General features: G+C 68.5%; 15 protein-coding genes. 6 read left to right on the forward strand and 9 right to left on the reverse strand.

The features are described 5' to 3' along the window. Nucleotide 1: 1 nt before the first annotated feature. A complete protein-coding gene (locus ABD830_RS02585; RefSeq protein ID WP_344984640.1) occupies nt 2–1249 on the reverse strand; it encodes an ABC transporter substrate-binding protein in 1248 nt (415 codons plus the stop codon). 165 nt (nt 1250–1414) lie between these two features. On the opposite strand from ABD830_RS02585, the gene ABD830_RS02590 reads away from it, so the two are divergent. The 3 genes from ABD830_RS02590 (at nt 1415) to ABD830_RS02600 (ending at nt 6946) form a co-directional block, all read left to right on the forward strand. After that, nucleotides 1415–2185 carry a FadR/GntR family transcriptional regulator gene (locus tag ABD830_RS02590; protein WP_344984641.1) on the forward strand — a complete coding sequence of 257 codons (771 nt, stop codon included), beginning with the start codon at nt 1415–1417 and terminating at the stop codon, nt 2183–2185. Nucleotides 2186–2565: 380 nt separating this feature from the next. Then, entirely contained in the window at nt 2566–3945 is a 1380-nt protein-coding gene (locus ABD830_RS02595; RefSeq protein ID WP_344984642.1) for a lectin, read from the forward strand. A gap of 217 nt (nt 3946–4162) precedes the next feature. Continuing rightward, nucleotides 4163–6946, forward strand: coding sequence for a glycosyl hydrolase family 95 catalytic domain-containing protein (locus ABD830_RS02600; protein ID WP_344984643.1), 2784 nt, complete (start codon nt 4163–4165; stop codon nt 6944–6946). Nucleotides 6947–7017: 71 nt separating this feature from the next. On the opposite strand, the gene ABD830_RS02605 is transcribed toward ABD830_RS02600, so the two are convergent. Next, complete coding sequence (locus tag ABD830_RS02605) at nt 7018–8481, reverse strand: endo-1,4-beta-xylanase (RefSeq protein WP_344984644.1); 1464 nt, start codon at nt 8479–8481, stop codon at nt 7018–7020. A 222-nt stretch (nt 8482–8703) separates the two neighbouring features. Further along, entirely contained in the window at nt 8704–9768 is a 1065-nt protein-coding gene (locus tag ABD830_RS02610; protein ID WP_344984645.1) for a LacI family DNA-binding transcriptional regulator, read from the reverse strand. A 183-nt stretch (nt 9769–9951) separates the two neighbouring features. On the opposite strand from ABD830_RS02610, the gene ABD830_RS02615 reads away from it, so the two are divergent. Further along, a complete protein-coding gene (locus tag ABD830_RS02615; RefSeq protein WP_344984646.1) occupies nt 9952–11589 on the forward strand; it encodes a GH39 family glycosyl hydrolase in 1638 nt (545 codons plus the stop codon). A 72-nt stretch (nt 11590–11661) separates the two neighbouring features. Here ABD830_RS02615 and ABD830_RS02620 read toward each other — a convergent pair whose 3' ends face one another. Together ABD830_RS02620 and ABD830_RS02625 are read right to left on the reverse strand one after the other, a co-directional pair. Further along, on the reverse strand, nt 11662–13242 hold the full coding sequence (locus ABD830_RS02620; protein WP_344984647.1) for a lectin: 1581 nt from the start codon (nt 13240–13242) through the stop codon (nt 11662–11664). 88 nt (nt 13243–13330) lie between these two features. Further along, complete coding sequence (locus ABD830_RS02625) at nt 13331–14452, reverse strand: lectin (RefSeq protein WP_344984648.1); 1122 nt, start codon at nt 14450–14452, stop codon at nt 13331–13333. 1254 nt (nt 14453–15706) lie between these two features. Here ABD830_RS02625 and ABD830_RS02630 point away from each other — a divergent pair. Next, the gene (locus ABD830_RS02630) at nt 15707–17548 is read left to right on the forward strand and encodes a lectin (RefSeq protein WP_344984649.1); all 1842 of its coding nucleotides are present in this window, start codon (nt 15707–15709) and stop codon (nt 17546–17548) included. Between the two features lie 131 nt (nt 17549–17679). Then, nucleotides 17680–19458: an RICIN domain-containing protein gene (locus ABD830_RS02635; RefSeq protein ID WP_344984650.1), complete on the forward strand. Its 1779-nt coding sequence runs from the start codon at nt 17680–17682 to the stop codon at nt 19456–19458. Nucleotides 19459–19529: 71 nt separating this feature from the next. Here ABD830_RS02635 and ABD830_RS02640 read toward each other — a convergent pair whose 3' ends face one another. From ABD830_RS02640 to ABD830_RS02655, 4 genes are all read right to left on the reverse strand, one after another. Then, nucleotides 19530–21617: a beta-galactosidase gene (locus ABD830_RS02640; RefSeq protein ID WP_344984651.1), complete on the reverse strand. Its 2088-nt coding sequence runs from the start codon at nt 21615–21617 to the stop codon at nt 19530–19532. 70 nt (nt 21618–21687) lie between these two features. Beyond that, on the reverse strand, nt 21688–22710 hold the full coding sequence (locus tag ABD830_RS02645) for a LacI family DNA-binding transcriptional regulator (protein ID WP_344984652.1): 1023 nt from the start codon (nt 22708–22710) through the stop codon (nt 21688–21690). Between the two features lie 121 nt (nt 22711–22831). Then, entirely contained in the window at nt 22832–23494 is a 663-nt protein-coding gene (locus tag ABD830_RS02650; RefSeq protein WP_344984653.1) for a response regulator, read from the reverse strand. A 4-nt stretch (nt 23495–23498) separates the two neighbouring features. After that, entirely contained in the window at nt 23499–24656 is a 1158-nt protein-coding gene (locus ABD830_RS02655) for a sensor histidine kinase (protein WP_344984654.1), read from the reverse strand. Nucleotides 24657–24708: the final 52 nt, after the last annotated feature.

Genomic DNA, 24708 nt, shown 5'->3' on the forward strand with positions numbered 1-24708 from the left:
GTCAGCCCGCCCGGTCGGTGGCGGCCAGCTGCTGCACCGCCTTGTCCACGGTGGTCGACCCGCTGAGGAGCTGCTGGGACAGCCTTCCCATCAGGTCGAGGGTCTTGGAGGAGAGCGCCACGTGCAGGGCGGGCTTGCCGGATTTGATCTCGGACGCGATCGAGACGGCGGCCGGGCCGGCCTGCGAGAGGTCGATCGTCGTGTCGGACGCGATCGCGCCGGCCTTGGCGTAGAACGCGGTCAAGGCGTCGGTCGAGGTCAGGGACCGCACCAGATCTGCGGCCAGTGCCGGCTCCTTCGTCCACTTGGCGACCGCGTAGCCGATGCCGCCGTCGTACGGAAGGCTCGGGGTGGCTCCGCTGGTGACGACGGGGGCCCGCATGACGCCTATCTTGTCGGGCGGCAGGAACTCGCCGAAATCCTTCCAGTGCCCGATGTCCGACATCAGCCCGATGATGTGAGCGGCCTTACCGGTCTCGAAGACTCTGAAGATGTCGGTGAACATCGCGGTGGAGTTGGCACCGTCGTTGTTCAGCCCTTTGTCGCCGGTCTCCTTCCACAGCTCGAAGATCCGCTTCACGTGAGGAGAGGTCCAGTCGCGCTTCCCGGCGATCCAGTCGTCGTACTCCTGAGGCGTCAGGACGCCGGATCCGAGACCCGACAGGAAGAACTGGATGCCGAAGCCTTCCTTGTTGCCGAGCGCGAAGCAGGTGGCCCCGGTCGCCTTCTTGATGGCGGCGCAGCCGCTGACGAACTCGTTCCAGGTCTTGGGCGGGTTCGCCGGGTCGAGGCCGGCCTTCTCGTAGAGCGTCTTGTTGTAGTAGATCGGGTGCCCCTGCAGGGTCACCGGCGCGGCGTAGATCTTGCCGTCCTTGCTGAACGCGTCCCAGCCCGCCAGCCGGCTCTTGTCCTCGGCCACGTACTGGTCCAGCGGAAGGAGCGCGCCGACCCGATCGCGGATCTGCCCTCCCCCGTTGAAGAGCATGACGTCGGGTCCCTTGCCGGCCTGGATCGCCGTGCCGAGCAGGGTGTAGTACTGGTCGAACGGCTGGGCGACGAACTCGACGGTGACTCCCGGATGCCGCTTGGCGAAGTCGGCTTTCGCCTTCTCGATGTAGGCGGTGGCGGCCGGTTCACCGGACTTCCAGTCCCAGACCACGAGCTTCTGCTGCTTCTGCTGCGAGCCTCCGGACGGGGCGGCCGTCCGGGCCGCGCTTCCACAGCCGGCCACGGCCAGTGCCACGACCACCAAGGCCGACCATAACGCTCGGTGTTTCATTGCTGCCCGCCTTCCGGGATCGGCGGCTGGAGCCGACGTCTCCGGGCAAACGTAATTCGTATGACGTATAACGTCAATGGAGCTCTCGTATACTGACGCGGTGGCGCAGTCACGTGCCAGGCCACCGGAGGCGACATGACGGCATCACAGGAAACGGCCGGCAGCGTCCCGGCGCCACCGGCCTGGGTACGACGCCCGGCCAGTCTCGCCGGAGCGGTGACAGCCGAGCTGGTGGAGCGCATCGTTCGCGGTGTGCACCCGCCGGGGACGCCGCTGCCCCCCGAGCCCGCACTGTGCGAGGCCTTCTCCGTGAGCCGCACCGTCGTGCGGGAAGCGGTGAAACTTCTGCAGGAGAAGGGCCTCGTACGGGTCCGCCAAGGCTCCGGCACCATGGTGACCCCACCGGCGATGTGGGACATGCTCGACGAACTCGTCCTCGCCGCGACCATCGCCGAGGACGAGAGCCTGGCGATCCTCGACGACCTCGTCGTCACGCGGCGCGTGCTGGAGTCCGACATGGCCAACGTCGCCGCCCGCCTGGCCGGGCCGGACACCTTGGAGCAGCTGCGCGCGCTGGTCGATCGGATGGACGAGCTCGTGGACGACCCGGCCACGTACGCCGAAAGCGACCGTGCCTTCCACGACACGATCATGCGGGTGTCGGGGAACCGCATCGCTCGTGGCGTCGTACGGGCGCTGGAAAGCCAGGTCGTCAACACCGCCCGGTACCTGGGCCGGACCGAACGGGCCCTGTGCGTGGCGTCGAACGCCGGCCACCGCCGCATCTACGAACGCATCGCCGCCCACGATCCCGACGGCGCCGCCGAGGCGATGTTCAATCACATCACCGAGGCCTGGATCGTCCGCCGCAGCGGAACGGCCGATCCCGTCCGGCTACGGCGTTAGCACAAACGCCATCCCGCGCGACCGGGAGGCGCGGAACGATTCGATTGACCATCGGTGAAAGTTTCATCCCGACGCGCTCAGCCACGGCCCGGCCGCCTGCCCTGGTCAGACGCGGAAGCGACAGGGTCGTCCCATGCGGGAGCCCACAACGTCGAGAAGGCCGAACCTTGACAGGTCTTGTCACGTCATATTTGCTCCGCTGCACCATCGCCTCCAGCCACCCGGAAGAAAGGAGATCCCCTTCCGGAGGCGTTGAGTGAGCGCTAACACTTCGGCAACTCGACCGGCCGGTCACCGACGCCCCCACCCTCGGAAAAGGGCGGTGGGAGTGGCTTCCCCTTTACGTGTGTCACCACGAGAACGGCAAAGGAATTCGCGTGATGTCGAGGCTTGGATACCTCTTCACCGCTGTCTCGTCCGCTGTACTGCTCGTCGTCCTGGCCACGGTGCATACGGCGCTGGGCGCCAGCGCGCCCCCGTCCCTCGCGCAGCAGAGCGCCCTCGCGGGCACCGCGGGATGCGGCAAGGCTCCGACGCTGAGAAGCGGTACGCAGTCCATTACGACCAGCGGGAAAAATCGCAGCTATATCCTGAGAATTCCGGACAACTATAACAACGCCACCCCCTACCGGTTGATATTCGGATTCCACTGGAATGGCGGCACCGCCAACGATGTCGACTCGGGCGGAACCAGTGGATACCCCTGGTCCTATTACGGACTCCGGGCATTGTCGAACAATACCGCGATCTTCGTCGCGCCGCAGGGCTTCAACAACGGCTGGGCCAACTCGGGCGGTGAGGACACCACCTTCGTCGACGACATGATCCGCCGGATCGAGGCGGACCTCTGTGTGGACACCTCCCAGCGCTTCGCCATGGGCTTCAGCTACGGCGGCGGCATGAGCTACTCGCTCGCGTGCAACAGGGCGACGGTCTTCCGCGCCGTGGCGGTCTACTCCGGCGGGCAGCTCAGCGGGTGCAGCGGCGGCAACGAGCCCATCGCGTACATCGGGCTGCACGGCCTCAGGGACCCGGTCCTCAACATCTCCACGGGCCGGTCGCTGCGTGACAGGTTCGTCAGGAACAACGGCTGCACGCCCCAGAACCCGCCGGAGCCGGCGCAGGGCAGCCTGACGCACATCGTCACCTACTACTCGGGGTGCCGGGCCGGGTATCCGGTCGCCTGGGCGGCGTTCGACGCCGGCCACACCCCCAATCCCGTGGACGGGAAGCCGGGCGACCTGGAACCCGGCGAGAAGTCCTGGACCAGGCCAGTGGTGTGGAACTTCTTCACGCAGTTCGGAGGCAGCGACCCGAATCCGACGCCGACCCCCACGCCGACCCCCACGCCGACCCCCACGGTCAATCCGCCGACGACGGGCGCGCTCAAGGGTGTGGGCTCGGGCCGGTGCCTGGATGTCAGCGGCGCCTCGCAGTCCAACGGCGCGCAGACGCAGATCTGGGACTGCAACGGGCAGTCCAACCAGCAGTGGGCCTCCACCGATTCCGGTGAGCTGCGGGTCTACGGCGGCAAGTGCCTGGACGTGAACGGGGCCGGGACGGCGGACGGCACCAGCGTCATCATCTGGGACTGCAACGGACAGAACAACCAGAAATGGCGCCTCAACGCGGACGGCACGATCACCGCGGTGGGGGCGAACAAGTGCCTGGACATCAGCGGCGCCGGCACCGCCAACGGCACCAAGGTGCAGATCTGGACCTGCCACGGTGGCGCCAACCAGCAATGGAGCCGTGCCTGACAACCCGTGACAGCTGACCACACGCCATCGCCGGAGCGAGTCCTCGCCCCGGCGATGGCCACGAGCACGTAGGCACGTACACGGTGCGGGGCTCGTGCTCGTACCCGACGGAGCCCGTCTGCCCGCAACCCCCCCATGGGCTTGGAGCATCGAAATGGCTGATTTATCGAGAAGACAAGTGCTGAGATTCGGCGCGGCTGGAGCTGGAGCCGCGCTGTTGCCGTTGCCATGGACGGCCGCGGCCCGCGCCGCTTCAGCGCCCCCGCCGGAGGTGCGCGCCGCGAACGACCTGGCCTTGTGGTACGACGAAAGCGCCGGCACGGAGTGGCTGCGCGCGCTCCCGATCGGCAACGGTCGCCTGGGCGCCATGGTGTTCGGCAACGTCGACACCGAACGGCTGCAGCTCAACGAGGACACCATCTGGGCCGGCGGGCCGTACGACCAGAGCAACTCGAAGGGCGCGGCGGCGCTGGGCCAGATCCGGCAGCTGGTCTTCCAGAACCAGTGGAGCCAGGCCCAGAGCCTGGTCGACCAGAACATGCTGGGCAACCCTTCGGCTCAGCTGGCCTACCAGCCCGTGGGCAACCTGCGGCTTACCTTCGGCAGCGCCGCCGGCGTTTCGGAGTACAACCGTGTCCTGGACCTCACCACGGCCACCACAACGGTCACGTACCTGCAGAACGGCGTGCGGTACCGACGCGAGGTGCTCGCGAGCGCGCCCGACCAGGTGATCGCCATCCGGCTGACCGCCGACAAGCCCGGCTCGATCACGTTCTCCGCGACGTTCGACAGCCCGCAGCGGACCACACGCTCCAGCCCGGACGGCACGACGGTGGGACTCGACGGCATCTCCGGCGACCAGAGGGGCCTGGCCGGCAAGGTCAAATTCCTGGCACTGGCCCGGGCTGTCGCCGAAGGCGGCACTGTCAGCAGCTCCGGCGGCACGCTGCAGGTGAGGTCCGCCAACAGCGTGACGGTGCTGATCTCCATCGGCTCCAGCTACGTGAACTACAAGGACGTCAGCGGCGACTACCAGGGCATCGCCCGGCGCCACCTCGACGCCGCCGCCCCCAGGACCTACGACGACCTGCGCGGCCGGCACGTCGCCGACTACCAGCGGCTGTTCGGGCGGACCACGCTCGACCTCGGCCGCACCGCGGCGGCCGACCAGCCGACCGACGTACGGATCGCGCAGCACGCGAGCAGCAACGACCCGCAGTTCTCGGCACTGCTGTTCCAGTTCGGCCGCTACCTGCTGATCTCCTCCTCGCGACCGGGCACCCAGCCCGCCAACCTGCAGGGCATCTGGAACGACTCGCTGACCCCGTCCTGGGACTCGAAGTACACCCTCAACGCCAACCTGCCCATGAACTACTGGCCGACCGACACGACCAACCTGTCAGAGTGCTACGAGCCGGTGTTCAGGATGATCAACGACCTCACGGTCAGCGGCGCCCGCACGGCCCGGGTGCAGTACAACGCCGGCGGCTGGGTGACCCACCACAACACCGACGGCTGGCGGGGCTCGTCGGTCGTCGACTTCGCCGCGGCGGGCATGTGGCAGACCGGCGGCGCATGGCTGGCCATCATGATCTGGGACCACTACCTCTTCACCGGCGACCTCGACTTCCTGCGGCAGAACTACCCGGCCATGAAGGGGGCCGCGCAGTTCTTCCTGGAGACCCTCGTGGAGGAGCCGAGCCTCAAATACCTGGTCACGAACCCGTCGAACTCCCCGGAGCTGACCCACCACTCGGGCGTCAGCGTCTGCGCCGGTCCCACGATGGACAACCAGATCCTGCGGGACCTGTTCAACGGCTGCGCCAAGGCGAGCGAGCTCCTCGGCACGGACGCGACCTTCCGTACGCAGGTCCTGGCCGCCCGGGACCGGCTCCCGCCGATGCGGGTCGGCTCACGCGGCAACATCCAGGAGTGGCTGTACGACTGGGTCGAGACCGAGCAGAACCACCGGCACATCTCCCACCTGTACGGCCTGCACCCCAGCAACCAGATCTCCAAGCGCGGCACCCCCGCGCTGTACACCGCCGCGCGCCGGACCCTCGAACTGCGCGGTGACGACGGCACCGGCTGGTCGCTGGCCTGGAAGATCAACTACTGGGCGCGGATGGAGGAGGGCACGCGGGCGCACGACCTGATCCGCGCCCTCGTGACCACGGCCCGGCTCGCGCCGAACATGTTCGACCTGCACCCGCCGTTCCAGATCGACGGCAACTTCGGGGCGACGTCCGGCATCGCCGAGATGCTGCTGCAGAGCCAGAACGGCGAGCTGCACGTGCTGCCCGCGCTGCCGGGGGCCTGGCCGAGCGGGAAGGTGCAGGGTCTTCGGGGGCGCGGCGGCTACACCGTGGACGCGACGTGGAGCTCGAGCGGGACCGAGATCCTCGTCAAGTTCGACCGTGACGGGACGGTCAACGTGCGCAACCGCATCTTCGCCGGAACCTACCAGGTGGTCGACGCCACGACCGGCGACACGGTCAGCGTCACCAAACCCGAGAGCGACGTCATCGGACTGACCGGCCAGGCCGGCCGTACCTACCGCATGACCGGGTCCGGCGGCCCCGCGCCCGCGAGCTACATGCGGATCGCCAACGCCACCACCGGCCTGGTGCTCGACAGCGGCGGGAACGTCGCCTCCGGGGCGAACCTCAAGCAGTGGAACTGGGACGGCAGCACCAACCTGCAGTGGCAGCTCGTGGACCTGGGCGGCGGGTGGTACCGCATCGTCAACCGCACCAACGGCATGGTTATCGACAGCTACGGCAACACCTCCAACGGCGCCGCCGCCAGGCAGTCGGCGTGGAGTGGCAGCAACAACCAGCAGTGGCGCCTCAACAGCGTCGGCAACGGCCGCTACCAGATCATCAACCGCGGCACCGGCACGGCCCTCGACGGCATGGGCAACAGCACCGCCGGCTCCACCGTGGCCATGTGGACGCCGAACAGCAGCACCAACAACCAGTGGACGATCACGGGCGTCTGAACCGACTCACGCGTAAGCTTCGCCGCAACCGGTGGCCGGTTGCGGCGAAGCCACGAGCCCTTACTGGAACGTCAGCTCACGGTCCATTTCTGGTTGCTGCCGCCCCAGCAGTCGTACAGCTGGATCTGGGTGCCGTTGCCGGTGCCTGCGCCGGCGGCGTCCAGGCACCGTCCGGACTGCACGCCGACGATGGTCCCGTCGGAGTTGACGCGCCATTTCTGGTTGTCGCCGCCCCAGCAGCCGTAGATCTGCACCTTCGCGCCGTTCCCGGTGCCGCCGGCGTCCAGGCACTTGTTGCCGTAGACCCTGAGCTCGCCCGCGGAGGTCGAGCTCCACTGCTGGTTGGACTGGCCGTTGCAGTCCCACAACTGCACCTGGGTGCCGTCGGTGGTGCTGGCGTTGGGCACGTCCAGGCAGCGGCCGGAGGCCGTGCCCTTGATCTGCCCGGCGCCACCGGGCACCGTCGGGGTCGGCGTGGGCGTGGGCGTGGGGTCGGGGTTGGGGTCGGCGGCGTTGAGGGCGTTGAGGACCGCGTCGTAGGCGGGCTTCTTGTTGGCGCCGTTGAACAGCAGCGGGCTGGCGCCGGCGCCGAGCCAGGAGTCCTGGTCGCGCACCCCCCACACCGTGATGCCGGCGCAGCGGGGCACCGCCAGGCAGTCGTTCGTCACGGCGGCGTAGGTCTGCGGAGAGCCGCCCTGGATGTCCAGCTCGGTGATCTGCACGTCCACCCCGAGGGCGGCGAAGCTGGAGATGGTGGTGCGGTAGTTGCTGTTGTACGGGCTGTTGCCGTTGAAGTGCGACTGCAGGCCCACGCAGTCGATCGGCACGCCGCGCTGCTTGAAGTCGCGGACCATGTTGTAGACGCCCTGCGTCTTGGCCCAGGTCCAGTTGTCGATGTTGTAGTCGTTGTAGCAGAGCTTGGCGTTGGGGTCGGCGGCGCGCGCGGTGCGGAAGGCCACCTCGATCCAGTCGTTGCCGGTGCGCTGCAGGTTGGAGTCGCGCCGCCCGCCTCCGCTGTCGGAGTAGGCCTCGTTGACCACGTCCCAGGCGTAGATCTTGCCCTTGTAGTGGGCCATGACACCGTTGATGTGGTCGATCATCGCCTGGCGCAGGCTGCTGCCCGACAGCGACTGCATCCAGCCGGGCTGCTGAGAGTGCCAGGCCAGCGTGTGCCCGCGCACCCGCTTGCCGTTCTGCACGGCCCAGTTGTAGACGCGGTCGCCGTTGGCGAAGTTGAACTGGCCCCGGTTCGGCTCGGTGGCGTCCATCTTCATCTCGTTCTCGGGCGTCACCATGCTGAACTCGCGGCCGGCGATCGTGGTGTACTGCGAGTCGCCGAGCCGGCCCGCGCTGATGGCGGTGCCGAAGTACCGCCCGCTCTGTGCGGCGGCCGCGCCGAGCGTGCTCGCCGCGGCATCGGCGCGAAGCGGCGCCACCAGCGCCATGGTCACGGTGAGCACACCGAGACCGCCGACGATCAGGGGCCAGCGTAAGGGCCGCCTGGTTCCAGGCGAGGGTATGGCGTTTGCGCTCATGCCTGAGCCTCCATAACTGACATCACGGGACCACGGGGGAGGGAGACCTTTCGGTGACTCAGTGTGGAAATCAGTCCGAAACATGTCAAGGTAGCTGTGAAAAGTTTCGGACACATCCCGCTGCCCCGTAGCGCGTCGGCCAGTCTCAGCCACGCATGATGCCCTCCGAAACTTTCGACAATGCCTGTAACAAAGGATGACAGATCATGAAAGTTTCATACTTCACCGATCATGCGCATTCGACATCGGCGACGGGGCGGGGCCCGTCGAGTCGCGGACGCTGAGGGTCGTGGCCAGCTGGAGGTGCCGGGAGGCGGGCTGGACGCCGTCCGCCATGCCGAGGAGGGTCTCGACGGCCATCCGGCCCATGCCGACGAGAGGCTGCCGGACGGACGTGAGCCGGGGCGTGGTCCACTGGGCCTGCGGCGTGTCGTCGAACCCGGTGACCGACAGCTCGCCCGGCACGGTGATGTGCAGCTCCTTGGCCGCGGCGAGGACCCCGACGGCGATCTCGTCATTGCCCGCGACGATCGCGGTCGGCCGCTCGTCGAGCGCGAGGAGGTCGTGGCCGTGCCGGAGCCCTGCCTCGACGGAGAACGCCTCGTGGCGAATCAGCGCCCGGTCCGGCGTGACGCCGGCCGAGTCGAGCGCGGCCTGGTAGCCGTGGAAGCGTTCCACCGAGGGGGCGGAGCCCAGCGGGCCGCCGATCCAGCCGATCCTGCGGTGGCCGAGCTTGATGACGTGCTCGGTCGCCGAGCGGCCTCCCGCCCAGTTGGTGGAGCCGATGCTGACGAGGCGCGATTCGATCGGGTCGATCGGGTCGATCGTCACGATGGGCACTTCGAGCTCATCCGCGGCGAGGAGCACTGAGTCGGGCACGGCGACGGCGAGCGCGATGACACCGACGACACCGGACGCCTTCTGTTCCTCCATCCAGGCCCGGGCCGCCGTACGGCTCGTGCTGATCGGCCTGTCGAGCGGCAGGCGAAGGAGGAGCTCGGCCTGCGCGGAGGTCGCGGCCACGAGGATCCCTTGGAGCACCGTCCCGGCATAACGGGACTCCACGATGTCGAGCATCGTGACGATGCTCCGCTCTCGGGTTTGCTCATGTCGCGCCGCCGTCGGCATGTAGCCGATCTCGGCCATGACCCCGAGGACGTGCTCGCGCGTGCTCGCCCCCACATCGCTCCGCCCGTTGAGGACCTTCGAGGCGGTCGCCGGCGAGACGCCGGCCAGTCGGGCGACGTCCGCCAGGGTGGCTCGCTCTGAACGGCCTCGCCGCGGCATCAGGGCTCCTTTCCGGCTCCGAAACTATTTCGAACCTACCACGAACTCCTTCCGCCAGACATTGCCAGGCATTGCCGCTTGTCCGCCCGTTGACACGGCGAAGACACACCACCTAATGTCCTGGCAGCAACGAACAAGTTTCGAAAAATTTTCGTAGCCATCCCCAGCACGAGAGGTGAGGGCATGATGATCGACAGTGTGTCCGAAAGCCGGTTCCGGATCGACGGCGAGCTGCGCGACGAGAGTGCGCTCCCCCACATCTGGAGCTGGTGTGTCGGCGCCGGCCGCGCGAACGAAGCACTGCGCGCGGACTGGCAACAGCAATTCGCCGAAGTCGTCGCCGCATGCGGATTCCAGTACGTCCGCTTTCACGGCGTCTTCCACGACGACATGTTCGTGTACCGGGAGAGCTACGGCAGCGGTTTCGGCCCGGACACGCGCCTTCCCTCGCCCGCGTACACGTTCAGCTATGTAGACAAGGTGTTCGACTTCATCGTGGACTGCGGTGTCCGTCCCTTCGTCGAGCTGGGTTTCATGCCGCGCGAGCTCGCGACGGAGACTGAGACGGTGTTCTGGTGGGGCGCTCACTGCAGCCCGCCCAAGGACATGGCGCGCTGGGTCGAGCTGGTCACGAGGTCGGTCGAGCACTGGATCGACCGGTACGGCCTCGCCGAGGTGCGGGAGTGGCGCTTCGAGGTGTGGAACGAGCCGAACCTGGTTCCCCACTTCTGGACCGGGACGAAAACCGAGTACTTCGAGCTCTACGAGCAGACCGTCCGGGCGATCAAGAAGATCGATCCCGACCTGAAGGTGGGCGGGCCCGCAACAAGCGTCTTCGTGCCCGACGACCGCTACAAGGGCGAGACCGAGGACCGCTCCGCGGCGCTCGCAACGGTCGCCGCGACCGACGTGGACGCGCTCGACTGGCGCCCGGTCTGGATCGAGGACTTCATCGCCTGGTGCGCGGAGCGGGAACTCCCGATCGACTTCATCTCCACCCACACGTACCCCACCGACTTCGCGTTCGGCGCCGACGGCGAGGGCGTGCACATCACGCGGTACGCCGACGCGACGTTCGACGACCTGACCCTCCTTCGCGAGCTCGTGAAGAACAGCCCGTATCCCGATGCGGAGATCCACATCACGGAGTGGTCGACGTCGCCGTCGGCTCGCGACTTCATCCACGACACGCCGTTCGCGGCGACCTCCATCACGCGGTCGTATCTGCAGTGCGCCACCCTCGCCGACTCGATCTCCTACTGGACCTTCACGGACGTGTTCGAGGAGGGAGGCGCCGGGATGGGACCGTTCCACGGCGGCTTCGGCATCGTGAACGAGGGCGGCATCCACAAGCCCACGTTCCACGCGTTCAGGATGCTCGAACGGCTCGGCGACCGGCTGCTCCTCGCGACGTCCGACGGGGTCGTCACCCGTGACAGCCGGACTTCGGCCGTGTCAGCGGTGTTCTTCAACTACCCCGAGGACATGGCCATGAGGGGTGTCGGCTCGGAGAACACGTACCCGGCGACCCGCGCGCTGGCCGAGATGGGGCCGAGCCGGACGATCCGCCATTCGATCGGCGGGCTGGAGCCGGGAACCACGTTCCTCGTCGAGATCATGGACTGGGAGCACGGGAACGTCGCCGAGGCCTGGCACCGGCTCGGGTCCCCCCTCAACCTGTCCCGGGCCGAGAGCGAGCACCTGAGCGGAGTCGCCGACTCGCTCCTCAGGTTCACGCTCACCGTGCCCGGCAACGGTGTGCTGGACCTCGATGTCGAACTCGCGCCGTGGGCCGTGATGTCGTTGCGGCAGTCGGCATGACCGCATCGCAGCCCGCTGGAGCACCTCTGACGGCATGGGTGCACCACCACAGTGGCGCACCCATGCGTCAGGTCAGGTGCGGGTCCAGCGCTGGTTGACGCCGCCGTTGCACGACCAGATGGCCAGCTTGGTGCCGTTGGCCGTGGCGTTGTTCGGTACGTCCAGGCACTTGTTCGCCCCCACGGCGGTGATGGTGCCGTCGGAGTTGAAGCGCCACTGCTGGTTGTCCTGGCCGTTGCAGTCCCAGATGATGACGTTGGTGCCGTCGGCGGTGCCCCGGTTGTACACGTCCAGGCACTTGCCTCCAGAGTTGCGCAGTTCGCCGCTCGAGGTCTGCGTCCACTGCTGGTTGGCCTGGCCGTTGCAGTCCCAGATCTGCACCTGCGTGCCGTTGGTCTGCGAAGAGGTCGGGACGTCAAGGCACTTGCCCGACCCCGCCCCCCGGATCGCACCCGCGGGCGGGGGCGTGACGATGCCCCCTCCGGTCACGACGTACATGGCCGCCCCGTGTCCGGGGACCGACGCGCTGATCGTCCCGGAGGAGGAGGACGTCGTGTGCGCCCACAGGTCGCGCACCGAGTAGGAGGACGCGGAGCCCAGCCCCAGGGCGGAGGCGGTGGTGGAGACCGTCGAGGTGGAGGTGCCCCGGTTGAGCAGCACGACCGCGACCGAGCCGTTCGACATCGGCTTGCGCCAGACCTCCAGGTTGCCGTTGTCGCTGATCTTGTGACCCTGCCTGCCGCCCCAGTCCTGGTTGACCGCGATGACCTCGGTGTTGGTGAGGATCGTGCGCGTGTCGGCGCTCATCGTGCGGATGTCGTTTCCGGCGATGAGCGGCGCGTTCAGCAACGACCACAGGCTGAAGTGCGCGCGGCCCTCGGTCCCCGTCACCCCGCCGACGCCCACCTCCAGCATGTCGGGGTCGTTCCACCCGCCCGGAGCCGAGTACGCGTCGAGCCCGACCTGCTGGTCCAGGATGCCGGTGATCGAGTTCCAGTTCGCCGCTATGTCGCCGGTGTTGCGCCAGGAGTTGCCCACAGGCATCCCCCACGTCCACACGCTCTCCTGCCCCCAGTTGCACAGGCTGTACACGATCGGACGCCCGGTGGCGGCCAGCGCGTCCCGCATGGCCGTGTACCGCTGCTGCCCGTTCAGGCCCCGGTGGTCACCGCAGTTGTCGTACTTCAGGTAGTCGATCCCCCACGACGCCCACAGGGCCGCGTCCCGCCGCTCGTTGCCCAGGCTGGCCGGGTACCCCGCGCACGTCGTGGTTCCGGCCGAGGAGTAGATGCCGAGCTTGAGCCCTTTGGAGTGGACGTAGTCGGCCAGGGCCTTGATGCCGTTGGGGAACTTCTGCGGATCCGGCACCAGGTCACCGTTGGAGTTGCGGCTCTTGGTGGACCAGCAGTCGTCGATGTTGACGTAGGTGTAGCCCGCCGCCGCCATGCCACTGGAGACCATGGCGTCGGCCGTCTGACGGATCAGGCCGTCGTTGACGTTGCAGCCGAAGCTGTTCCAGTCGTTCCAGCCCATCTGGGGTGTGCGGGCCAGGCCGTTGTCGAGGGCGGCGGCCGGCGACGTCTGCCCGCCGATCGCGACGACGGAGCCGGCCGCGAGTACCGCCGCCAGCGCTAAACCAAGAATTCTGCGCATCTGTTTCCTCTGCCTACCGGGGTTCTGGAAGGTTCACCTGAGGGCCGGGCCGCTCGGCCCTCGCTCATCGGGGTGGTCCCGTGCCAGGTCAGGTGCGGGTCCAGCGCTGGTTGGCGCCGCCGTTGCAGGACCAGATCTGGAGTTTGACGCCGTTGGCGGTGGAGTAGTTCGGCACGTCCAGGCACTTGTTCGCCCCCACGGCGGTGATGGTGCCGTCGGAGTTGAAGCGCCACTGCTGGTTGGCCTGGCCGTTGCAGTCCCAGATGATGACGTTGGTGCCGTCGGCGGTGCCCGCGCCGTAAACGTCCAGGCACTTGCCGCCGTAGACCCGCAGCTCGCCGCTCGCGGTCTGCGTCCACTGCTGGTTGGCCTGGCCGTTGCAGTCCCAGATCTGCGCCTGCGCGCCGTTCGTCTGCGAGGCGCCGGAGACGTCAAGACACCTGCCCGACCCCACACCCTTGATCGCACCAGGAGTCGGGTCGGGGCCGCCGCCCCCCGGCTGGCCGATGCTGCCCGATACCGACTGAAGCGCGTCGTACCAGGCGGCGGCCATCTTGTCGTAGCCGCCGGCGGTGGGATGGACGCCGTCGATGAGGTCGGACGTGGTCAGCTTGCTGTGCATGTCGACCAGGTGGACATGTTTGCCGCTGTTCACCTTGCTCTGGACGATGCCGGGGATCGCCGCGTTGAAGGTGCGGCCGGCCGACTCCTGGCCGGAGTTGGAGAGCGGGATGATCGTCGCGACGAAGACGTCCGCGTTGGGCACGGCTGTGGTGATGTGGTCGATCAGCGTGGACAGCCGTTGCGGGGCACCGGCCACGTTGTAGTTCTGCAGGACATCGTTGGTGCCGATGTGCAGCAGCACCGTGCGCGGTGTGTACGTACGCAGCCAGCCGGCGATGTTCGCGTCGATCTGGTCGATCCGCCACCCGGGATGGCCCTCATGATCGTGGTCACCCAGGTTGCCCGGGCCGTTGAACTGCGACCCGACGAAGTCGACCGTGTAGCGGCCGGCGGCCAGGCGTTGCCACAACCCGATCCGGTACCCGCCCGGCACCTGCGTGCCCTCGGTGATCGAGTCGCCCAGCGGCATGACCCGTACCCCGCCGTTGGACTCCGCGCCGGCGGTCCCCGTCCCCATCGCCATGCCTGCTACCACCAGGGCCACGGCCGTCAGCACGGCGGCCCACCATCGTCTCCACGTACGCATGCTCAACCCCTCGCCGATCTCAGTGAGCCCGTCGAATCGATTGGCAATGTTTGCGCTAACACACTAAATCTCCCGCCTTCTCGTCCAAGAGTGCTTGCAGCAGAGTTCCCAGAGCACCGAATGCGGCCGCACAGGGCATTTCGCATGGATGCCGACCGGACCGCCCCCGTCGCGCCCGCCTGCACGCGGCGAATCCCGGGGAGCGTACCGCGAGGTGGCGAGCGACGCAGGAAGCGCTCCGGCCCCTCGGTCGCGGACACGAGGACCTCCTTGTAGGAAAGATCGGCGACTTCGGATCGCGCACCGAGTGATGCCGTACCGCGGCCAGGGTGAGCACGGTCGGGCCCGGTTCGGCATGCCGGCGACGGCTCCCGATATCGCCTGTTAGCGTTAACATCGTTCTGGGTGGACCAATGCTCCTTCCACGCAGGCCGGCTAGGTGGTGGTGTGGCGGAGCAAACATGATCTGGGAGCTTCCGTCAAGGGTCCGCCCCCCTTCGAATCGGTTCCGCCGCGCACCGAGGTGGCCTGATCTGGCCTGACCGGCTGCGGTCGCACTGTGGCGACCGGGCGCGGTGATGAAACGTTCATCCCGTGGCGGCGGGACATGACCGGGACGCACCAGCACACAGGCCCCTCGGGCGCCGCCTATCCGATCGAACCGATTCGTCAGCGGCCTTGACATGTTTCGTGGCGGTTTCCACACTGAGTCCGCAAGGCGGCTACCTCCTGCCGGGGTCGGTGGTGAGCGGCAGGAGCCCCGGCTGTGACGCGTCCGGCGATGGGCCGGCCGCGGATCGCTGAGGCCTCCCCACATGTCCCTCATTGATCCAGCACTGGAGGCTCAGACATGGGCGACAACGCCATACCGCCAGCTGGTGCCCGGCGATTAGTCAGACGAGACGGATGCGGCTATCAGAACCCCCGGCACTGGGCGCCGGTCGTGGACACCATGCCGGGCTTCTCGGCCGCCCGGACCCCGCACCCGCTTGAGTTTGTGGGCCATCTCTGGCGCCCTCCTGCTGGTCGCTGACGAACGTCACTCTCACATGCCGGGCCCTGCGGCCCGCGGGTTCACTCGCCCGAGCCGAAACCGCTGGTGAGCCCCGGACGAACACCATCACCGCCACAACCCAGGAGACAGCGTGTCCCCCCAACCAGCTGTCAGCACTCCGCAGACGCACCGCCCTTGCCGGCACCGCGCTGCTCACCGGAGCAGCCCTCCTCACTGCCCCCGCACTGACCGGCTCCGCCATGGCCGCGCCCGCCGTCTACCAGCCGACGTGGGCGTCGGTGGACCAGCATCCGGCCGCCCCGGAATGGTTCCAGGACGCGAAGTTCGGCGTCTACTGGCACTGGGGGGCCTTCGCCACCCCTCAGTACAGCAGCGAATGGTACCCGCGCAACATGTACATCTCGGGGCAGGCCGCCAACACCTATCACAAGAACACCTACGGCGACCCCTCCGTGTGGCCGTACAACTACTTCATCGACGGCGCCCGCGACAAGGCCGGCAACTGGGTGCAGTTCGCCCCACGTCTGAAGTCCGCGGGCGGCAACTTCGACCCGAACGAGTGGGCCCAGCTGGTCGCCGACTCCGGCGCCAAGTTCGCGGGTCCGGTGGCCGAGCACCACGACGGCTTCTCGATGTGGAACAGCCAGGTCAACGAGTGGAACTCGGCCGGTCGAGGTCCCAAGCTGGATCTGCTGCAGCTGTTCGCCGACGCGATCCGCGCCAAGAACATGAAGCTGCTGGTCGCGATGCACCACGCCTACAACTTCACCGGCTACTACGACCACGTGCCGACGCAGCCCACCACGTCGCTGAAGAAGCTCTACGGACAGCTCGGCCCGGCCGCGGAGAACCAGCTCTGGTACGACAAGCTGAAGGAGGTCGTCGACAAGGCCCAGCCGGACATCTTGTGGCAGGACTTCAACCTCACCCATGTCGACGAGGCGCAGCGGCTCAACTTCTTGTCGTACTACTACAACCAGGCCAACGCGTGGGGCAAGGAGGTCGTGGCCACCTACAAGGACGGCTTCAACAACAAGGGCGAGGTCTTCGACTACGAGCGCGGCGGTCCCGGCGACCTCCAGTACCCCTACTGGCTGACCGACGACGCCATCAGCAGCTCGAGCTGGTCCTACACCAACGGGATCGGCTATTACAGCGCGCCCGCGATGCTCCACTCGCTGATCGACCGGGTGAGCAAGAACGGCAACATGCTGCTCAACATCTCGCCCATGATCGACGGCACGATTCCCCAGGGCCAGAAAGACGTGCTGAACGCCTTCGGCACCTACCTGAGGCGCAACGGCGAGTCGATCTACGCCACCCGCGCCTGGACCACCTACGGCGAAGGCCCGACCAAGATGGGCGGCGGCTCGTTCACCACGCCACGTGCCGGCACCGCGCAGGACATCCGCTACACCCGCAGCAAGGACAACACCGTCCTGTACGCGACGGTGCTCGGATGGCCGGGCAACGGCGCGACGCTCAACCTCGCCTCGCTGGGCACCGGCAAGGTCAGCCTGACCAACCTCGACAAGGTGGAGATGCTCGGCAACACGGCCGGCACGTACATCAACCTGCCGACACGCAGCCAGGACTCCAGCGGCCTGCACATCACCCTGCCGAACCAGCCATACTCGGCGCTCGCGTACGTCGTGAAGCTCACCTTCAACGGCCAGATCAATTCGGGCGGCGGGTCCGCCACGGCGCTGCGCAACGTCAACGCCAACCGGTGCCTGGACGTCTCCGGCGCCTCCCAGGCCAACGGCACGCAGGTGCAGATCTGGGACTGCAACGGCCAGGCCAACCAGCAGTGGACGCAGACCGCGAGCGGTGAGCTGCGGGTCTACGGCGGCAAGTGCCTGGACGTTTACGGCGCGGGCACCGCCGACGGCACCAACGTCATCATCTGGGACTGCAACGGCCAGGCCAACCAGCAGTGGCGGCTCAACTCCGACGGCTCCATCACCGCGGTCGGGGCGAACAAGTGCCTGGACGTACCGAACAGCGCCACCGCGAACGGCACCAAGCTGACCATCTGGTCGTGCAACGGCGGCGCCAACCAACGCTGGACCCGCACCTGACAAGCACAGCATCCCCAAGTGAGGAGTCCGAGATGAACGTCGGCGACATGATCCGCCGAGCTCGACTGCGGCGTTCCACACCACCGGTTCCGGTCCGCCTGCCCCACCCTTCCGCGACCAAGGAGTCACGTGTGGACGCCACATCGGGCAGACGGCGCAGAAGCCGCCGCGGGATCGCCGCCTTCCTTGCGGCCGGCGCACTCGTCGCCGGCCCCGTCATGACGGCCGCCACGCCGGCCCTGGCCGCGGACCAGGCCATTACCGTCGACTTCTCCGCCGGCGGTGGCTCTCCGACCTACCGGGCTTCCGGGTGGATCTACGGCATGACCGAGAACGCGTCGGCGCCACCCGACCACTTCTACACCGATGTGAAGTTCCGGTACATGCGCGCGGGCGGGGCACAGCTGGACGGCCCGGGCGGGTGGGTGTCGGGCAAGTACGACCGCCGATGGAACTCCACCCGCGCCCAGCTGCTGCGCACCCGATCGCTGGGCGGGGAGTTCATCCTGCTCGTCCACGACCTGTGGGGCGCCGACGGCTACCCGATCTCGCGCTTCCCCGGCGACAACGGCGACTGGACCGACTACGACAACTTCCTCACCCGCCTGATCAACGACGTGCGGGCGACGGGCGCCACCGTACAGTGGGACCTCTGGAACGAGCCCAACATCACGACATTCTGGAACCGCCCTCAGTCCCAGTACTTCGAGATGTGGCGGCGCGCCTACCAACGTGTCCGTGCCGCGTTCCCGACGCATCTCATCGTCGGGCCGAGCTGCGCGTGCGTGCCCTCGACCACGAACTCGTTCTGGGGCCAGTACCTGGACTACGTCAAGGCCAACAACGTGGTCCCCGACATCATCAGCTGGCACTCCCTGCCCGGCGACCCGGTCGCCAACGTGGCGGCGGCCGACACCACGCTGAACTCCCGGAGCATCCCACACCCGCGCCCGTACCAGATCAACGAGTACGGGGCGTCCAACGAGCAGAACCCCGCTGACGGATCCTGGTACATCGCCCGCCTGGAAAGGGCCGGCGCCGACGGCCTGCGCGCCAACTGGGCGGGCGGTGGAAACCTGCACAACGACCTCGCCAACCTGCTCGTCCGCAACTCGGCAGGCGAGTACCAGCCGAAGGGCGAATGGTGGGTCTACCGCTTCTACGGCTCTCAGACCGGCCAGATCGCGTCCGTCACCCCCAGCTCCTCCTACGACGCGTTCGCCACCAAGGCGGCCGGGACGGCCAAGATCCTGGTCGGCGGCGGCACCACGACCGGCAACGTCGCCGTCAACCTGCGGCGCCTGGACACCACGAGCGGCCTCGTGCAGAACAACCAGGTGAGAGTCGTCACCGAGCGCATCCCCTACAACGGCGGCGGCGCCGTCCAGGGCCCGGTCATCGTCCAGAGCTCCGTGGTGACGCTGTCCGGCGACGGCACGACGGTCAACCTGCCGCACACCGCCATCGACGACACCTACACCATCACGCTCCTGCCCCCCACGGACCCGGGCCCCGGTGGCGGATCGACGTCGGTGTTGCGCAACGTCAACGCCGGCCGGTGCCTGGACGTCCCGAACGCGAGCACCGTCAACGGCACCCAGCTCCAGCTCTGGGACTGCGGCGGCAGCACCAACCAGCAGTGGACACTCACCTCGTCCAGGCAGCTGCAGGTGTACGGCAACAAGTGCCTGGACGCCAAGGGGCAGGGCACCGGGAACGGAACCCAGGTGATCATCTGGGACTGCAACGGGCAGGCGAACCAGCAGTGGAACGTCAACAGCGACGGCACCGTCACCGGCGTCCAGTCCGGTCTCTGCATGGAGGCGAGCAACTTCGGGACCGCGAACGGAACGAAGGTGCAGCTGTGGTCCTGCACCGGCACGACCAGCCAGAAATGGACGAAGAGCTGACTGGACGGCCCGCGGGGATCACCGGACTGTGACCGGCGAAAGCCCCGCAGGGCCGCCCTTCGCCCACAACGTCAAGAGGTCTCGGGCGTTTCCACAAGGACCCGGACGTCCCACGGGCCGAGGGAGAGCTCCGCGCCCGCCTCGTGGTCGGTGCCGTTGAGGACGTCGTGCACCGGCAGCGGCGCCGGAACCGTGATCTGGTCCCACGTCCAGTTGTGCAGGAAGCGCAGTCGCCGGCCGTCGGCCGAGGTGGCGCCGGTCGAGGTGATGCCCGGCGGCATCGACGACCACGGTCCGGCCTCCGGGGCCAGCCAGCGGAACAGGGCCTCTCCCAGCGCCGGGTTCGGGATGGTGCCGACATAGGTGATCCGGCCGGTGCCGTACGGCTGAGTGGTGGCGGCGGCGAATCGGCCGAAGTGCGGGTGGTGGTAGGCGGCCAGCACGTGCGCGCCCTCGGCGTGCAAGCCGTCCGCCCAGCGGGTGCCCGCCGCGCCCTCCGGCACCTCCAGGGGCGACCCCTCCACCTCGCCCACAGGCAGGTCGGCGGCCAGGTTGCTGAACTCTTCGTACCAGGCCCCCGCCGCGTCGGCGAGCCGGGCGGGCTGGACCTCGCGGCGGGCGCGGGCCTCCTCGTCGGCATAGGCGGTACGCGGCCCGAGCACCAGGTGCCCGCCCGCCTCCGCGTACGCCTTCAGCCAGTCCAGGGTCGCGTCGTCGGCCACGTAGAGCCCCGCGGCCACGAGCACCGGGTGCCGCGCCGCCAGCGCGGCCGGGTCCTCCGCCACTGCCTGCCCGGCATGCAGCACCCGCACCTGGCGGCCCGCCTCGAACGCCGCCCGGTAGAACGGCTCGAAGATGCCCAGGTACGACCCCTCGTCAGGCCCGCCGTCCGCCCGCGCCAGCGCGGGCTGGGCGGCCAGCCCCCACTTGCTCGGCATCGAATAGATCATCGCGACGTCCGCATCGGGCGTGAGGCCGGCGACCAGCTCTCCGGCGCTCTCCAGCTCGGCGCCGATGCGGGCGATCTCCCGGTACGTGCGCCCCGGCCGCCCACTGTGCGGCAGCACGCCGCCCCAGTACGTCTCCGCGCCGAACACCAGCGTCCGCCACTGCCAGTACTCGATCATCGAGGCGCCCCGCGACACGAGCGCCCACGCGGCCTGCCGCCACTGCCCGTCATAGGCCGGCTGGTTGACCCACGACGGCCCGATGGCCTGCGCGTTCGTCTCGGTGACCAGGAACGGCTCCTGCCGCGACGAGAACATCCGGTCCGCGCTCAGATACAGCGCCCAGGTGTCGGGCGTGGGCCAGTGCTGCGACGAGTCGGGCGGGGCGGGCAGCGCGAGCCCGTCCTGCATCGCGTAGTACGGGTTCCCGGCCGTGACGTCCAGCCGCCGCGTCAGGTTCTCGTCGTCCACCCCCTGCCGCTCATAGGAGATGCACGTGGTGACGAACTGCTCGGGTCTGGCGTACTCGCGCACGATGTCGGCCTGCCACTCGATGAACTCGGTGACCTGATCGGCCTGGAACCGCCGCCACGCCTGCTCGTACTGGGGCTGGGCGTTGCCGTCGGGGGTCCACAGATCGGCCCAGTCCGACAGCCGGTGCGACCAGTAGACCAGCCCCCACTCCCGGTTCAACGTCTCCACGTCGCCGTAGGTGTTCCGCAGGTGGTCGACGAACCGCTGGAAGACGCCGTGGTTGTGCGGCAGGTGCGGCCCGGGCTCGTTGTCCACCTGGTAACCGATGACCGCGGGGTGGCCGGCGTAGCGTTCGACGACGCGCCGGATGATCCGCTCGGCGTGGAAGCGGTAGGCCGGGTGGGTGAAGTCCATCTCCTGGCGGGCGCCCCAGCCGATGCGCTGACCGGTGCCCCGCTCACCGGCTATTTCCGGATATAGCCGGGCGAGCCACGGCGGCACCGCGTACGTCGGAGTGCCCAGGATGACGGCGATGCCCCGCTCGTGTGCGCCGTCCAGGGCAGGCTGCAGCCAGTCCAGGTTGAAGCGGCCGTTCTCGGGTTCCCAGGTGGACCAGACGGACTCTCCGACCCTGATCACCGAGAATCGGGCCTCGGCCATCAGCTCCAGGTCGGTCTTGAGCAGGTCGGCGGGATGGTATTCGGGATAGTAGGCGGCGCCGAAGAGCACTCGGGGCACAGACATTCCTTCCGTTGTTCGACGAGTCATCGTTTGACGGCGAGCCGCCGGGTACGCGGCACGATCACGTTTACTCCTTGGGGGGTGGTGCAGTGGACCGGCGGACCACGAGCTCCATGGGCAGGTCATCGTGAATCGCCGGCCCGGCGCCGCTCTCGATCCGTTCGACGAGCAGTTCCAGACCGTGCGCCGCGGTCGCCTCGAAGTCCTGGCGGATGGTGGTCAGGGGCGGTGACAGGTACGCCGCGGAGGGGATGTCGTCCATCCCCACCACGCTCATCTGCTCGGGCACCGCGCGTCCCGCCTCGGCCAGGGCCCGCAGCACGCCGATCGCCATGTCGTCATTGGCCACGAACACCGCCGTGACCTCCGGATCGGCCGCAAGGATCCGCCCCGCCGCGTACCCGGACGCGGGCGACCAGTCGCCCTCCAGCATCGGCGGCTCGGGAATGCCCGCCGTGGCCAGCGCCTCCCGCCAGCCCTGGGCGCGGTCCCGCGCCGCGAGCCACCGTCTCGGGCCCGCGACGTGCCACACCGTGGCGTGTCCCAGGCCGAGCAGGTGCTCGGTCGCCGTGCGGCCCGCGCCCACGCCGGACCCACCGGTGACCATCACGCGCGGGCCGTCGAGGCCGGCCAGCCGGCCGAAGCTGAGCACCGGGATGTCCGCCTCGATGCGCAGCGTCTGGCCCTCGTCGATCGGCTCGGACAGCACGATGCCGTCCACGCCCTGCTCCAGCAGCGATTCGACGGCCTTCATGATGCCGCCTTCCTCGTCTTCCAGGGTGTTGACGACGGTGAAGGCGTAACCGATCTCCCTGGCCCGCCGCTCGAGCGCGACCAGCAACGAGGACGGGCCGAAGAGCGAGGTGCCGAGCGCGGCCGCCCCGATGCGGTGGAAGCGGCCCAGGTTGAGCGCCCGGGCCGCGGTGTTGCGCCGGTAGCCGAGTTCGCGTGCCGCCGCCAGCACCCGCTCGCGGACCTCGTCGCTGACGTACGCCTCGCCGTTCATCACCCGGGAGACCGTCTTCTGCGACACGCCCGCCAGGCGGGCGACGTCCGTACTGCCTGGCGGCCTGCGTCGCGGCTCGGTCATCGCAGCTCCTTGTGTCTGACTACGTAGTCAGATGCCCACCACTCTCGGGCGGCGGGCGCCGATTGTCAAGAGGGGGATCCGCCTGCGTGGTGGCAGGAGGCAGCGGTCCCGAGGACGTCGTTCACGTTTCCTGGTCGCCGGCGACGACCAGGCCGGATTCGTACGCGAAGACGACAGCCTGGGCGCGGTCGCGCAGACCCAGTTTCGTCAGCAGGTTGCTCACGTGGGTCTTGACCGTGTGCTCGGTGACCACCAGATCCGCGGCGATCTCGGCGTTGGACCGGCCGCGCGCGAGCAGCCGCAGCGTATCCATCTCCCGCTCGGTCAGCTCATCCAGGCGCTGCCGCAGCCGGGGCCGGGAACGTCCGCGCCCGACGAACTCGGCGATCAGGCGGCGGGTGATCGCGGGGGCCAGCAGCGACTCCCCCTCGGCGACCAGGCGGACGGCGCGTACGAGGTCGTCGCGACGTACGTCCTTGAGCAGGAAGCCGCTGGCCCCGGCACGCAAGGCGTCGTAGACGTACTGGTCGACGTCGAACATCGTCAGGACCAGCACCTTCGCGTCGGTTCTGCGGCACACCTGCGCGGTGGCCTCGACGCCGTCCACGCCGGGCATCCGGATGTCCATGAGCACGACGTCCGGCTCCAGTTCGATCGCCTTCGTGACGGCCTCGGCGCCGTCGGCCGCCTCGCCGACCACGGTGATGTCGTCATGGGCATTGAGGATCATCGCGAAACCACCGCGGAACAGGTCCTGGTCGTCGGCGACGAGTACGCGCAGCATGCCGCTATCCGATCGGCAGGGTCGCGATGACGGTGAAACCCGGGTTCCCTGGCCGGATGGCCAGCTTGCCGCCGCAGGCCGTGACCCGCTCGCGCATCCCGATCATGCCGTGTCCTTCCCGTAGCTCCCGCGTGCCCCGTCCGTCGTCGGAGACCTCGACGTCCAGGGTGTCACCGGACCAGCGGAGCCGTACGCGGACGGTGTTCGCTCCAGCGTGCCGGATCGTGTTGGTCAGCGCCTCCTGGATGATCCGGTATGCGGCGACGTCCACGTCGGCGGGAAGGCGTCGTGGCTCGCCACGCACGTCGGCGGAGGCCTCCAGGCCCGCACGGCGGGCGTTGCCGAGCAGGTCGGGCAGGGCGTCGAGCCCGGGATGCGGCCCTCGGACCGGAGCCAGGCCGTCGGGCGCCTCGCTTCCTCGCAGTGCGCCGAGGATCAGGCGGAGCTGGCCGATCGCGTCCCGCCCGGCCGCTCCGATCGCCTCGAAGATCTCCTCGGCCCGCTCCGGATGATCGCGCACCACCAGTGGGCCGGTCTCCGCCTGGACCACCATGAGGCCGACCGAGTGGGTCACGATGTCGTGCATGTCGCGGGCGATCCGGGTGCGTTCGCGTTCGACCGCGGCAGCGCGTTCCTCGCGGATGCGGGCTTCGCGCTCCTGTTCGGCCTCTCGCCTGGCCCGCCGGGCCCGTGCCCCGGCGCCGACGGCGTACGCGGCGACGACCGCGGTGAGGAGATAGCGATAGGTCTCCAGATTTTCGTGCGGGACGATGAGCGACACGGCCATGCCGACGGAGAGTCCGGCGATGCCCCCGGCGCGGCGTACCCGGGAGAGGTCCGCCGCCGCGAACGTGTAGGTGCACACGAGCACGCCGTACGGCAGGAGCAGCAGACTCGCAGAGTGTGGCAGCGACTTCGCCGCGATCGCCAGGATCGTCGTCGCGCAGCCCACGACCGCCCCGACGGAGATGATCGCGCGGCGTCGCCACAGCACGGGCACCGACATCAGGACTGCGAGCGTCACCGACCACCACGGCTGCCGGTACGGGACGATCGCGGGCGTCACCGTCATCACGGTGACGACGGCGGCGATCGCGACGTCGGTCCTTGACGGCTTGAGGATGCTCGCCCGCATGACCGGCTCCGGGGTTGTGAGAGGCAATCCGGCAAGACTAGGCCGCGCGGCACCGCCGCCGCCTCCGGCTCCCGGCTGA

Origin of the sequence: Nonomuraea helvata, from assembly GCF_039535785.1 — a bacterium.
Classification (GTDB): Bacteria; Actinomycetota; Actinomycetes; order Streptosporangiales; family Streptosporangiaceae; genus Nonomuraea; species Nonomuraea helvata.

Excerpts from the sequence above, each read along its gene's own strand:
- ABD830_RS02625 (WP_344984648.1), bottom strand. The coding sequence starts at position 14,452 with ATGCGTACGTGGAGACGATGGTGGGCCGCCGTGCTGACGGCCGTGGCC.
- ABD830_RS02645 (WP_344984652.1), bottom strand. The coding sequence starts at position 22,710 with ATGACCGAGCCGCGACGCAGGCCGCCAGGCAGTACGGACGTCGCCCGC.
- ABD830_RS02630 (WP_344984649.1), top strand. The coding sequence starts at position 15,707 with ATGGCCGCGCCCGCCGTCTACCAGCCGACGTGGGCGTCGGTGGACCAG.
- ABD830_RS02620 (WP_344984647.1), bottom strand. The coding sequence starts at position 13,242 with ATGCGCAGAATTCTTGGTTTAGCGCTGGCGGCGGTACTCGCGGCCGGC.
- ABD830_RS02650 (WP_344984653.1), bottom strand. The coding sequence starts at position 23,494 with ATGCTGCGCGTACTCGTCGCCGACGACCAGGACCTGTTCCGCGGTGGT.
- ABD830_RS02605 (WP_344984644.1), bottom strand. The coding sequence starts at position 8,481 with ATGAGCGCAAACGCCATACCCTCGCCTGGAACCAGGCGGCCCTTACGC.
- ABD830_RS02610 (WP_344984645.1), bottom strand. The coding sequence starts at position 9,768 with ATGCCGCGGCGAGGCCGTTCAGAGCGAGCCACCCTGGCGGACGTCGCC.
- ABD830_RS02595 (WP_344984642.1), top strand. The coding sequence starts at position 2,566 with ATGTCGAGGCTTGGATACCTCTTCACCGCTGTCTCGTCCGCTGTACTG.
- ABD830_RS02590 (WP_344984641.1), top strand. The coding sequence starts at position 1,415 with ATGACGGCATCACAGGAAACGGCCGGCAGCGTCCCGGCGCCACCGGCC.
- ABD830_RS02615 (WP_344984646.1), top strand. The coding sequence starts at position 9,952 with ATGATGATCGACAGTGTGTCCGAAAGCCGGTTCCGGATCGACGGCGAG.